Genomic DNA, 11,839 nt, shown 5'->3' on the forward strand with positions numbered 1-11,839 from the left:
AATCGCTGGAAGGGAAGCGGGCCGGACTCATAAAGGCCCCTCGCGCGCCCGTGCAGACAACCTCTTGAGCCGTGCCGGGGGCAAACCCATCAATTATCGCCCAGCCCTTTAGGCCCGTACGGGGTGGCGTCGCTGGGGATTGCGGGGGCAGACCGCACGGCGCGCGACGGCGCTGGCAGAATGATCCATTCCGCTCCAGCCCCCAACCCCGAGACCAGGACGCCCCACGATGACCGACTCCAGCAAGCCCTCCGCCCCCATCAACCGCCGAAGCGCCAACATCACCCAGGGCAAGTCGCGCGCACCCAACCGCTCCATGTACTACGCCATGGGCTACGAGGAAGGCGACTTCGTCAAACCCATGGTGGGCGTGGCCAACGGCCACAGCACCATCACGCCCTGCAACAGCGGCCTGCAGAAGCTGGCAGACGCGGCCATCGCGGGCATCGAGGAAGCCGGCGGCAACGCCCAGGTATTCGGCACCCCCACCATCAGCGACGGCATGGCCATGGGCACCGAAGGCATGAAGTACAGCCTGGTGAGCCGCGAAGTCATCAGCGACTGCATCGAAACCTGCGTGGGCGGCCAGTGGATGGACGGCGTGCTGGTGGTGGGCGGCTGCGACAAGAACATGCCCGGCGGCCTGATGGGCATGCTGCGCGCCAACGTGCCCGCCATCTATGTCTATGGCGGCACCATCCTGCCCGGCCACTACCAGGGCAAGGACCTGAACATCGTGAGCGTGTTCGAGGCCGTGGGCGAGAACGCAGCGGGCAAGCTGAGCGACTTTGACCTGAAAGAAATCGAGAAACGCGCCATCCCGGGCACGGGCTCGTGCGGCGGCATGTACACCGCCAACACCATGAGCAGCGCGTTCGAGGCCCTGGGCATCAGCCTGCCCTATTCGTCCACCATGGCTAACCCGCACGACGAGAAGATGAACTCGGCCAAGGAGTCGGCCAAGGTGCTGATCGAGGCCATCAAGAAGGACATCAAGCCGCGCGACATCGTGACCCGTAAATCCATCGAGAACGCCGTGGCTGTGATCATGGCCACGGGCGGCTCGACCAACGCGGTGCTGCACTTCCTGGCGATTGCCCATGCGGCAGGCGTGGAGTGGAGCATCGACGACTTCGAGCGCGTGCGCGTGAAGACGCCTGTGTTGTGCGACCTCAAGCCCAGCGGCAAGTACCTGGCGGTGGATCTGCACCGCGCAGGGGGCATCCCTCAGGTCATGAAGATCTTGCTCAATGCGGGCCTGCTGCATGGCGACTGCCTCACCATCGAAGGCAAGACGATTGCCGAGGTGCTCAAGGACGTGCCGGACGAGCCCCGCGCCGACCAGGACGTGATTCGTCCTATCGACAAGCCTATCTACGCGCAAGGCCACCTGGCCATCCTCAAAGGCAACCTGAGCCCCGAAGGCGCAGTGGCCAAGATCACGGGCTTGAAGAACCCCGTCATCACAGGCCCGGCCCGCGTGTTTGACGACGAACAATCGGCACTGGAAGCCATCCTGGCGGGCAAGATCAAGGCCGGTGACGTGATGGTGCTGCGGTACCTGGGCCCCAAGGGCGGCCCCGGCATGCCAGAAATGCTGGCACCCACCGGTGCGCTGATCGGCGCCGGCTTGGGTGAGAGCGTGGGCCTGATTACCGATGGCCGCTTCTCCGGCGGCACCTGGGGCATGGTGGTCGGCCACGTGGCGCCCGAGGCCGCAGCCGGAGGCACGATTGCTTTCGTCAACGAGGGCGACAGCATCACCATCGACGCACGCCAGCTGCTGCTGGAGCTGAACGTGCCCGAGGCAGAAATCGCCAAGCGCCGCGCCGCCTGGACCGCCCCTTCCCCACGCTATACCCGTGGTGTGCAGGCCAAGTTTGCGTTCAACGCATCCAGCGCCAGCAAGGGAGCGGTGCTGGACGCCTATTGAAGAGGCTGCGGTGGGTCTTGCAGCAGGGAGAGGGGAGCGAGCCCAGATCCCCCTGCTGCGCTCCAGGCAACAAAAAACGCCCGTAAGCAAGGCTCAGGGCGTTTTTTGTCGGTGGGCGGGCCAACAACACCAGCGCTGCATCCAGCGCGCCAGCTGTTCAGCGCGGCTTGCGCGGCTGAATGCCCAGTGCTTCCTTGTGTTTGTTGATGCGGTCTTTCTTGCGCTGATCCATCTTTTCCATGGCCTTGCGCTTGGTGTAGCCGGTGGAATCAGCCCAGGCCCACCACAGCGCTGTGGCCGCGAAGGGCGCCAGCACCCACCACCACGACCACGTGGCCACGGGGCCGATCTCGAAATATTTCAATGCCAGCATGAGAAGGGACAGACCCAGCAGATACATCGCTCTCTCCAAAGAATTCCGCGAAAAGCGGGATTGACCAGGGACAACTGCGTGTCAACCCAAGTCACTACAATCGCATTAAAAGCACTGTAACTCAACCACAGGAATTCCCACCATGAAGCGTTCCCTGATCACACTCGCCTTGACGCTGTCGGTTGCGGCACCCGCGATGGCCGACTTGGCCTTGGCCACCTCCAAGAACTGCATGGCTTGCCACGCAGTGGACAAGAAACTGGTGGGGCCTGCCTACAAGGACGTAGCAGCCAAATACGCTGGCCAGAAGGACGCCGTGGACAAGCTGGCCGCCAAGATCGTCAAGGGTGGCTCTGGCGTGTGGGGTCCAGTACCCATGCCCGCCAATGCGCAAGTGAATGACGCCGAAGCGAAGAAGCTGGCGGCCTGGGTACTGACGCAAAAGTAATTTGCCGCCCTTGTGGTGGCCGCGGGTTCTACCGCCCCGGCCCCAGCAAAAAGCCGCGCACGATCAGTGACGCGGCTTTTTTAATGCCTGCAGACGACGCCCGTTTGACCCCTGAGTTCGCAGACCGTACCTGCGCCTTCCAGGACATCACCCACAGGATAGGCCCTACACGATGGGGGTCACCAGCGAATTGCGGGAGCGCAGCTGCTGCTCCAGCTGGCCCACATAGGCCGCGGTGGTGTTGTCAGACTCCTCGGCCCGGGCAGCCAGGCGGGCCTCCAGGTGGTCCAGCCGCGCCAGAACCGCTGCATGGGCCTGACTGTGCTGGATTTCAAGGAATGTACGCAGCTCCGTGAAGCGGGACGCCTCGGCCTTGTCAGCCAGATCGCGCTGTGCCTGCATCTCTTTGGTGTGGCGGCGGGTTTCGAGCAGTACTGAGCCCTGCAGCGACAACACGTAGGCCACGAAGAAGATGCCCAACAAGGCGGTAAGCGCCAGCATGAGCAACCCGAGCGGCGCTTCAAATGACACCACCCCCAGCGATACCAGGGAAGGGGCGGCCAGCGCAGGCCAGTTCAATGCAGCCAGTGCGGCAATCACCAGCACCGTCAACAGCAAAACGATGGAACGCAAGTGCATGGGAAATCTCCGGTCAGCAGCGCCCGGCCAGGGTGGCCGGTCACGCCATGCTGCCGTTGTAACGCATGCACGGGCAATTGCTGCCGGCGCAGGACTGATTTGAGATCACGTCCTACAAAGCGCGCTGCAGGCCCACCGTGTGAGCGGGCCTGCAGCTTCGATCACGTACCGGGGTGATCAACGAGTTTTGTGGCCACATCACATCGCTACGCGATATGAGTGTCCCCGAATCCGGCAAGCACTGCGCGCTGGCGCCCTTGCACGGCGCCTTCTGGATCAGTTGGTCTGGGCCAACTGATCCAGAATTGCCGGGTTCTCCAGCGTGCTGGTGTCCTGGGTGATGGCCTCGCCCTTCGCGATGCTGCGCAGCAGGCGGCGCATGATCTTGCCGCTGCGGGTCTTGGGCAGGTTGTCGCCAAAGCGGATGTCCTTGGGCTTGGCAATGGGGCCGATTTCCTTGGCCACCCAGTTGCGCAGCTCGTTGGCGATCTGCTTGGCTTCCTCGCCGGTGGGGCGCGAGCGCTTGAGCACCACAAACGCACAAATGGCTTCACCGGTCACGTCGTCAGGGCGGCCCACCACGGCGGCCTCGGCCACCAGATCGGTCTTGGCGACCAGGGCGGATTCGATCTCCATCGTGCCCATGCGGTGACCGGACACGTTCAGCACGTCGTCAATGCGGCCGGTGATGCGGAAGTAGCCCCGGTCGGCACTGCGCACCGCGCCGTCACCGGCCAGGTAGTAGCCCTTGAGTTCTTCGGGGAAGTAGCTTTTCTTGAAACGCTCGGGGTCGTTCCAGATGGTGCGGATCATGCTGGGCCAGGGGCGCTTGATGACCAGGATGCCACCGGCGCCGTTGGGTACGTCGTTGCCCATTTCGTCCACGATGGCCGCGGTGATGCCGGGCAAAGGCAGCGTGCAGCTGCCGGGCACCAGCGGTGTGGCGCCGGGCAGCGGGGTGATGACATGGCCTCCGGTTTCGGTCTGCCAGAAGGTGTCCACGATGGGGCAGCGTTCGCCGCCCACGTTCTTGTGGTACCACATCCAGGCTTCGGGGTTGATGGGCTCGCCCACGCTGCCCAGGATGCGCAGGCTCGACAGGTCAGAGCGCGCGGGGTGCACCGCCTCGTCCGCCTCGGCAGCCTTGATGAGCGAGCGGATGGCGGTGGGGGCGGTGTAGAAGATCGTGCACTTGTGGCGCTCGATCATCTGCCAGAAGCGGCCCGCGTTCGGGAAGGTGGGGATGCCTTCAAAAATGATCTGTGTGGCGCCTGCCGCCAGCGGGCCGTAGGCGACGTAGGTATGGCCCGTGATCCAGCCGATGTCGGCCGTGCACCAGAACACATCATCGGCGCGCAGGTCGAACGTCCAGTCCATGGTCATCTTGGCCCACAGCAGGTAGCCGCCGGTGCTGTGCTGCACTCCCTTGGGCTTGCCGGTGGAGCCGCTGGTGTAGAGGATGAACAAAGGGTGCTCCGCGCCCACGGCCACGGGCGCGCATTCGGTGCTTTGCCCCGCCAGTGCCTCGGCAAAGGTCTTGTCGCGCCCGGCCACCATGTTGCAGGCCGTGGCCGTGCGCTGGTAGACAAACACATTGCGGAGGGTGTCGCAGCCGCCCATGGCCAGGGCTTCGTCAATGATGGCCTTGAGCGGCAGCTCTTTGCCGCCCCGCATCTGGTAATTGGCGGTGATCACGGCCACGGCACCCGCGTCAATGATGCGCTCGTGCACCGCCTTGGCGCTGAAGCCGCCAAACACCACGCTGTGCGTGGCGCCAATGCGGGCACAGGCCTGCATAGCCACCACACCTTCGATGGTCATCGGCATATAGATCAGCACCCGGTCGCCCTTGCTCACGCCATGGGCCTTCAGGGCGTTGGCAAACTGGCTCACACGGGCCAGCAACTCTTTGTAGGTGATCTTGGTGACCGTGCCATCGTCGGCCTCAAAGAGGATGGCGGTCTTGTTCTCGGTGGGCGTGCCGATGTGGCGGTCCAGGCAGTTGGCCGAGGCATTGAGTTCGCCATCGGCGAACCACTGGAAGAACGGCGCGTTGGACTCGTCCAGCGTGCGGGTGAAAGGCTTGGTCCACTGCAGATTGCCGCGTGCCTGGCGCGCCCAGAAGCCCTCGAAGTCCTTTTCGGCCTCGGCACACAGTGCGTCATACCCAGCCATGCCGGACACGCGCGCGGCTTTGACGATGGCGTCCGAGGGTGGGAACACGCGGTTCTCAACCAGCACGGACTCGATGGCGGATGTGGGCGCACTCATGGTGTTGTCTCCTGAATCTAATGGGAATTGGAATTGGGCGGTACTGTCGGGCGCGGCACTTACAGGCCACTGACTGGCGCGAAGCTTACAGAGTACGCCATTGCGGCGCGCCTGTCGCCAAGGGCCGGGCCACCGGCTTCGCAGACCCACCTGCCACCGCAGGGACATGCTGCCCCCCTAAAATCGCGCCTCCTGCAACCCTTTGCGAGTGCCATGTCCTCTCCCCAACACAAGCCCCCAGCGCCGCTGCGCCCCCTGCCTTCCATGATCTTCGCCAGCCGGTGGCTGCAACTGCCCCTGTATCTGGGCCTGATCCTGGCGCAGGCGGTGTATGTGTTCCATTTCTGGGTGGAACTGGTGCACCTGATCGAAGCCGCGTTTGGGAACACGGCGGCCCTGCAGAGCCTGGTGTCCAGCATTGGCTACAAGAGTGATTTCCAGGTCACCGCGCTCAACGAGACCATCATCATGCTGGTGGTGCTGGCGCTGATCGACGTGGTCATGATCTCCAACCTGCTGATCATGGTGATCGTCGGCGGCTACGAGACCTTTGTCTCGCGCCTGCACCTGGAAGACCACCCCGACCAGCCCGAGTGGCTGAGCCATGTGAACGCCTCGGTGCTCAAGGTCAAGCTGGCCACCGCCATCATCGGCATCAGCTCCATCCACCTGCTCAAGACCTTCATCAACGCCGCCAACTACGACCTCAAGGTGCTGATGTGGCAAACCATCATCCATGTGGTGTTCCTGCTCAGCGCCCTGGCCATTGCACTGACCGACCGGCTGATGTCGCACTCGTCGGACCGCCACTGAGTACGGCGACGGTCCCCAGGCTCTCCGGCAACGCCGGGGGAGCCCTCGGGACCAGAATATCAGTCAAAAGTGCCGGTAGCGCCGGTCGCATATGCGCTGGCAGCTATCAAATTTGAAGTAAGCACCCTTCGGTATTCAGCGCCCTAGGCGCTCCCAGATTTCTCCTCAATCGGTAGGCACAGTGCGGTGCAGACCCAACCGAAGGAGAAATCCATGCCCCCTCTGTCCTCTCTCTCCCCGACCGCAGCCGCGGCGCAAGCACCCGCTGCGGCAGCCTCCCCGTCCACACACACCGCCACCAGCCGCCGCCTGGCATTGAGCGCGCTCGGCTCGCTGGGCGTCGCCTCCCTGTGGGGCTGCGGCGGCGGCAGTGACAGCACCAGCACCGACTCTGGCAGCAGCACGGACTCCGGGTCAGGCACCGGCAGCGGTACCGGATCGGGCACTGGCACCGGAACAGGCACCGGCACAACCACCACCTGCTCCGTCGTCCCCGAGGAAACCGCAGGGCCCTACCCTGCCGACGGCTCCACGGCCAGCAACAACACCTACAACGTGCTCGCGCTCAGCGGCATCGTGCGCTCGGACATCCGCACTTCAGTGGGATCGTCCACCCAGGTCAGCGGCGTGCCGCTGTCCATCACCATCACGCTGACGAACACCAGCGCCAGCTGCGCGGCGTTGTCGGGCTACGCCATCTACCTGTGGCACTGCACGCAAGACGGCAACTACTCGGTCTACACCTCCAACAACATCGCCGACAACTACCTGCGCGGCGTGCAGGCCACGGACGCCAACGGCACCGTGACCTTCACCACCATCGTTCCGGGCTGCTATGCGGGCCGCATGCCGCACATGCACCTGGAGATCTACCCCACGCTGGCATCGGCCACCAAGGCCGCGAACAAGATCAAGACCACGCAACTGGCGTTCCCCACCGCACTGCTCAGCAGCATCTACAGCAGCAATTCGGGCTACAGCGCCAGCGTGCGCAACCTGGCCTCCATGTCGTTTGCCACGGATAACGTCTTCAGCGATGGCACCACGCTGGAGATGACCACCATGCAGGCCAACACCGGTGGCGGCTACTCGGCCAGCATCACGATTTCGATCGCGGTCTGAGCCCCTCGTTGCTTCCATTCACCCTGTTGTTTCGATCTCCAGAAAGACGCCCGATGTTCAAGATCCACACCCTTTTTGCCGCACTGGCCCTGGCATCCATCGCCGCAGCGTTCCCCAGCCACGCCCAGCCATCCCGCGGCACGCCGCCCGCCCCGCCACCCGAGGCCTACGCCGCCTGCAAGGGCAAGACCGAAGGCGCCTCCGTCACGCTGACCATGCCCGACGGCAAGAGCCTCGCAGGCACTTGCCGCACAATGGACGGCACCCTGGTGGCCATGCCCGCTGGCGGGCCTGGTGGCCCCGGCGCAGGTGGCCCGCCCCCCGCCCGCTGACCCACCATGCCGCCCCTGCGCTCCCTCGTCCCCGTGCCCCATCTGACGCTGCACCGCAAAGCCTTCATCGCCCTGGCCGCCCTGCTGCTGGCGTTGTTGCTGATCTTTGTGGGGTTCTCGCGCCTGGGCCTGCAGCGGGGCCTGGGGCCGTATGTGGCCGAGATCGAGCTGGCCCGCATGGACTGGCTGGCCGAGCGCCTGCAGGCCCACCACACACAGGCAGGCGGCTGGGACAGCCTGCGCGGGCAGTCGTCCCTGTGGGGACGGCTGACCCACCCGGGCGGCGGTCCACGCGGGCCGGGTGGCGCCCGCCCCCCCAGCGGCTCGCCGCCCGACCTCCCGTCGGAGCCTCCTGGCACGGCCCCCCCCCCTCCTTCCAATGCCAGTGACAGTGGCCGTGGCGCTGACCTTGGCAACAGCCCGCCCCCACCCGGCGACCTGCGGCCCCTGGACCGGGGCCCAGCGCCACCCCAGCGCCACCCGGATGACATCTACCCCCGCCTGGGCCTGCTCGATGCACAAGATCAGCTGGTCGCAGGCACACCGCCCCAGCCGGGGGGCGCACGCCTGGCGTTGCGTGGCGCCGGCGGCCAGACCATCGGGCACCTGGTGCTGGCGCCCCCGCAGGGCGTGCGCAGCGAGGCCGACCAGGCCTTTCTGGCCCAGCACCTGGGCTTTGTGGCGTGGACGGGCCTGGTCGGCCTGGCGCTGGCGCTGGTCCTGTCGGGCTGGCTGGCACGGCGCTGGCTGGCGCCGGTCGAGGCCCTGGCCACCGGCGCACGCGGCGTTGCGCAGGGTCACCTGCACACCCGCGTGCCCGTGCACGGCAATGACGAACTGGCCCAGCTGGCCCGCACCTTCAACACCATGGCCGAACAACTGGGCAGCATCGAAGCCAGCCGCCGCCAATGGCTGGGCGACGTGGCCCACGAGCTGCGCACCCCCCTGGCCGCCATGCGCGCCGAGATCGAGGCTGTGCAGGATGGCATCCGCTCCTTTGACGACAAGACCGCGCTGCGCCTGCACCGGCAGGTGATGCGCCTGATCCAGCTGGTGGGCGACCTGCGCGCCAGCCTGGATGCAGTCGGCACCAGCGCACCCTCGGCCCAGGTGCCCGTGCACCCGCTGTCGCTGCTGAACGAAGCGCTGACCTCCATGCGCCCCCGCCTGGCGCAGGCGGGCATCGATGTGGACACCAGCGGCCTGGACGCCCTGGCCGCACCAAGCGCCGCCCAGCCAGCCCCCCTGGTGCGCGGCGACGCGCAGCAGCTGCACCAGGTGTTTTTGAACCTGCTGGAAAACAGCCTGCGCTACACCGACGCGGGCGGCCTGCTGCGCATTGCGGCGCGCCTGCTGCCACCGGCCGATGGAGCCTCCCAGCTGCAGGTGCAGCTGGACGACAGCGCGCCCGGCGTGCCCGCGCACGAGCTGCCCCGTATCTTTGAGCGCCTGTACCGCGCTGAAACCTCGCGCAACCGCGACCACGGCGGATCAGGTCTGGGCCTGGCGATCTGCCGCGCCATCGCGCTTGCCCACGGCGGCACGCTGACGGCCGAGGCATCGCCCCTGGGCGGGCTGCGCATCACACTGAACTTGCCCCTTCTGGACAACCCGGCACCATGAGCCCACGCATCCTTGTCGTCGAAGACGAACCCGACATCGCCGCCATCGTGGTGGATTACCTGCGCCACGCGGGCTATGCGGTGGAGCACCAGGCCGAGGGCCGCGCGGCGCTGGCGAGCATGCTCACCACGCCGCCCGACCTCACGCTGCTGGACATCATGCTGCCCGGCATGGACGGTCTGGAGATATTGCGCCAGGCGCGGCGCCACACGCAGCACCCCATCATCATGCTCACGGCCAGGGTGGAAGAGGTGGACCGCCTCATCGGGCTGGAGCTGGGCGCCGACGACTACATCTGCAAGCCGTTTTCACCGCGCGAGGTGGTGGCCCGCGTCAAGGCCGTGCTGCGCCGCACCGCTGCAGCGCAGGAGGTTTCCTCCGCCAGCACACCACTTGCCGCATTGATGCTGGACGAGTCGCACTGGCAGGCCACGCTGCATGGCACGCCGCTGGGCCTCACGCGGCGCGAGTTCAAATTGCTGCACGTGCTGGCGCGCCAGAAGGGGCGCATCTTCTCGCGGGCCCAGCTGCTGGACCAGGCCTACGACGACACGCTGGACGTGAACGAGCGCGCCATCGACAGCCACATCAAGAACCTGCGCAAGAAGCTCAAAGCCGCCAGCACGGACGGCAGCGACTGGATCCGCTCGGTGTATGGCGTAGGCTTTGCGCTGGACCCGAACCACGAGGGCCCGCCAGCGGCCTGACAGGCAGGCTGCCAGCGACACCCCCCTGGGGCCGATAACTATCAATTTGATAGCTACCAAGGCATGCAGCACTAGCGCTACCGGTGCATTTGGCTCAAAAGCACCACGATACCCCCACCAAACAGCCCTGCAGACTCAGCGCCCCACCATCTGCGCAGGCACCACCCACTGGTCAAACTGCTCGCCCGTCACATGCCCCGAGGCCACGGCGGCGGCGCGCAGGCTGGTGCCCTCCTTGTGCGCCTTCTTGGCAATGAAGGCGGCCTTGTCGTAGCCGATGTGGGGATTCAGTGCCGTCACCAGCATCAGCGACTGCTCCACCAGGTCGTTGATACGCGCCTGGTTGGGCTCGATGCCCACGGCGCAGTGCTCGTTGAAGCTGGCCATGCCATCGGCCAGCAAGCGCACGCTCTGCAAGAAGTTGTGGATCACCATCGGGCGGAACACGTTCAGCTCGAAGTTGCCCGAGGCCCCGCCGATGTTGATGGCCACGTCGTTGCCCAGCACCTGCGCGCACAGCATGGTCAGCGCCTCGCACTGCGTGGGGTTGACCTTGCCCGGCATGATGGACGAGCCCGGCTCGTTCTCGGGGATGGTGATCTCGCCCAGCCCACTGCGCGGGCCGCTGGCCAGCCAGCGCACGTCGTTGGCAATCTTCATCAGGCTGGCCGCCAGAGTCTTGAGCGCGCCATGGGCATGCACCAGCGCATCGCAACTGGCCAGGGCCTCGAACTTGTTGGGGGCGGTGACCAACGGCAGGCCGGTCAGGTCGGCCAGCTCCTTGGCCACGGCCTGCGCATAACCGGCGGGCGCATTGAGCCCCGTGCCCACCGCCGTGCCACCCAAGGCCAGCTCGCCCAAATGGGGCAGCGCGGCACGCACATGCTGCTCGCCATGCTGCAGTTGCGCCACCCAGCCCGAGATCTCCTGGCCCAGCGTGAGGGGCGTGGCGTCCTGCAGGTGGGTGCGCCCAATCTTCACGATGCTGTCGAACGCCTTCGCCTTGGCCGCCAGCGTTGTGCGCAGGCCGTGCAGCGCGGGCAGCAGGCGGTGCATCAGCGCGTCCACCGCCGCCAGATGCATGGCGGTGGGGAACACGTCGTTGCTCGACTGGCTCTTGTTCACCTCGTCGTTGGGATGCACCAGGCGCGCTTCGCCGCGCGGGCCACCCAGCAGCTCGCTCGCGCGGTTGGCCAGCACCTCGTTCATGTTCATGTTGGTCTGCGTGCCCGATCCGGTCTGCCACACCACCAGCGGAAACTCCTGCAGGTGACCACCTTCGATCACCTCGTCTGCCGCCGCAACGATGGCCGTGGTCTTGGCCGCGTCGAGCAGGCCCAGCGCGTTGTTCACGTAGGCGCTGGCCCGCTTGACCTGGGCCAGCGCCCGGATCAGCTCCGGCGCCATGCGCTCGCCCGAAATGGCGAAGTGGTGCAGCGAGCGCTGTGTCTGCGCCCCCCACAGGCGCTGGGCAGGCACATCGATGGGGCCGAAGGTGTCTTTTTCGGTACGGTATGCGGTCGCGTCGGGGGTAGAGGTCTTCACGGTGGGGCCTTGCGCGCTCGGTGAGCGGATGGG

The 11,839-nt window shown here is 66.0% G+C and carries 11 protein-coding genes; 7 read left to right on the forward strand and 4 right to left on the reverse strand.

Translation table 11 applies throughout. The features are described from left to right. The first annotated feature begins 229 nt into the window (after positions 1-229). The gene (gene ilvD, locus ASC83_RS15795; RefSeq protein ID WP_056064441.1) at positions 230-1,933 is read left to right on the forward strand and encodes a dihydroxy-acid dehydratase; all 1,704 of its coding nucleotides are present in this window, start codon (positions 230-232) and stop codon (positions 1,931-1,933) included. A gap of 157 nt (positions 1,934-2,090) precedes the next feature. Here the strand turns inward: ilvD and ASC83_RS15800 are convergent, their stop codons facing one another. After that, a complete protein-coding gene (locus ASC83_RS15800) occupies positions 2,091-2,333 on the reverse strand; it encodes a TIGR04438 family Trp-rich protein (RefSeq protein WP_056064444.1) in 243 nt (80 codons plus the stop codon). A gap of 115 nt (positions 2,334-2,448) precedes the next feature. On the opposite strand from ASC83_RS15800, the gene ASC83_RS15805 reads away from it, so the two are divergent. After that, positions 2,449-2,754 carry a c-type cytochrome gene (locus ASC83_RS15805; RefSeq protein ID WP_056064447.1) on the forward strand — a complete coding sequence of 102 codons (306 nt, stop codon included), beginning with the start codon at positions 2,449-2,451 and terminating at the stop codon, positions 2,752-2,754. Between the two features lie 165 nt (positions 2,755-2,919). Here the strand turns inward: ASC83_RS15805 and ASC83_RS15810 are convergent, their stop codons facing one another. Continuing rightward, positions 2,920-3,393: a hypothetical protein gene (locus ASC83_RS15810; RefSeq protein WP_056064449.1), complete on the reverse strand. Its 474-nt coding sequence runs from the start codon at positions 3,391-3,393 to the stop codon at positions 2,920-2,922. A 276-nt stretch (positions 3,394-3,669) separates the two neighbouring features. Then, a complete protein-coding gene (gene acs, locus ASC83_RS15815) occupies positions 3,670-5,664 on the reverse strand; it encodes an acetate--CoA ligase (RefSeq protein ID WP_056064452.1) in 1,995 nt (664 codons plus the stop codon). 213 nt (positions 5,665-5,877) lie between these two features. Between acs and ASC83_RS15820 the strand changes: the two genes are divergently transcribed. The 5 genes from ASC83_RS15820 to ASC83_RS15840 all read left to right on the forward strand — a co-directional run bounded on the left by ASC83_RS15820 (position 5,878) and on the right by ASC83_RS15840 (position 10,261). Continuing rightward, positions 5,878-6,477 carry a TIGR00645 family protein gene (locus ASC83_RS15820; RefSeq protein ID WP_056064456.1) on the forward strand — a complete coding sequence of 200 codons (600 nt, stop codon included), beginning with the start codon at positions 5,878-5,880 and terminating at the stop codon, positions 6,475-6,477. A gap of 213 nt (positions 6,478-6,690) precedes the next feature. Beyond that, positions 6,691-7,599 carry an intradiol ring-cleavage dioxygenase gene (locus tag ASC83_RS15825; protein ID WP_056064459.1) on the forward strand — a complete coding sequence of 303 codons (909 nt, stop codon included), beginning with the start codon at positions 6,691-6,693 and terminating at the stop codon, positions 7,597-7,599. Between the two features lie 53 nt (positions 7,600-7,652). Beyond that, positions 7,653-7,931 carry a hypothetical protein gene (locus ASC83_RS15830; RefSeq protein ID WP_056064462.1) on the forward strand — a complete coding sequence of 93 codons (279 nt, stop codon included), beginning with the start codon at positions 7,653-7,655 and terminating at the stop codon, positions 7,929-7,931. Between the two features lie 6 nt (positions 7,932-7,937). Beyond that, the gene (locus ASC83_RS15835; protein ID WP_056064464.1) at positions 7,938-9,554 is read left to right on the forward strand and encodes an ATP-binding protein; all 1,617 of its coding nucleotides are present in this window, start codon (positions 7,938-7,940) and stop codon (positions 9,552-9,554) included. Beyond that, positions 9,551-10,261 (forward strand): response regulator, encoded by a 711-nt coding sequence (locus ASC83_RS15840; RefSeq protein WP_056064467.1) that lies wholly within the window; start codon positions 9,551-9,553, stop codon positions 10,259-10,261. Before ASC83_RS15835 ends, ASC83_RS15840 begins: the two co-directional genes overlap by 4 nt. 135 nt (positions 10,262-10,396) lie before the next feature. On the opposite strand, the gene fumC is transcribed toward ASC83_RS15840, so the two are convergent. Beyond that, complete coding sequence (fumC, locus tag ASC83_RS15845) at positions 10,397-11,806, reverse strand: class II fumarate hydratase (RefSeq protein ID WP_056065141.1); 1,410 nt, start codon at positions 11,804-11,806, stop codon at positions 10,397-10,399. Positions 11,807-11,839 lie beyond the last annotated feature (33 nt).

Origin of the sequence: Acidovorax sp. Root402 (assembly GCF_001425125.1) — a bacterium.
In the GTDB taxonomy this organism is placed as follows: Bacteria; Pseudomonadota; Gammaproteobacteria; order Burkholderiales; family Burkholderiaceae_C; genus Acidovorax; species Acidovorax delafieldii.

Bases quoted from the DNA above. Each gene is read 5' to 3' on its own strand.
- ilvD (WP_056064441.1), top strand. From the start codon at position 230: ATGACCGACTCCAGCAAGCCCTCCGCCCCCATCAACCGCCGAAGCGCC.
- ASC83_RS15800 (WP_056064444.1), bottom strand. From the start codon at position 2,333: ATGTATCTGCTGGGTCTGTCCCTTCTCATGCTGGCATTGAAATATTTC.
- ASC83_RS15805 (WP_056064447.1), top strand. From the start codon at position 2,449: ATGAAGCGTTCCCTGATCACACTCGCCTTGACGCTGTCGGTTGCGGCA.
- ASC83_RS15810 (WP_056064449.1), bottom strand. From the start codon at position 3,393: ATGCACTTGCGTTCCATCGTTTTGCTGTTGACGGTGCTGGTGATTGCC.
- acs (WP_056064452.1), bottom strand. From the start codon at position 5,664: ATGAGTGCGCCCACATCCGCCATCGAGTCCGTGCTGGTTGAGAACCGC.
- ASC83_RS15820 (WP_056064456.1), top strand. From the start codon at position 5,878: ATGTCCTCTCCCCAACACAAGCCCCCAGCGCCGCTGCGCCCCCTGCCT.
- ASC83_RS15825 (WP_056064459.1), top strand. From the start codon at position 6,691: ATGCCCCCTCTGTCCTCTCTCTCCCCGACCGCAGCCGCGGCGCAAGCA.
- ASC83_RS15830 (WP_056064462.1), top strand. From the start codon at position 7,653: ATGTTCAAGATCCACACCCTTTTTGCCGCACTGGCCCTGGCATCCATC.
- ASC83_RS15835 (WP_056064464.1), top strand. From the start codon at position 7,938: ATGCCGCCCCTGCGCTCCCTCGTCCCCGTGCCCCATCTGACGCTGCAC.
- ASC83_RS15840 (WP_056064467.1), top strand. From the start codon at position 9,551: ATGAGCCCACGCATCCTTGTCGTCGAAGACGAACCCGACATCGCCGCC.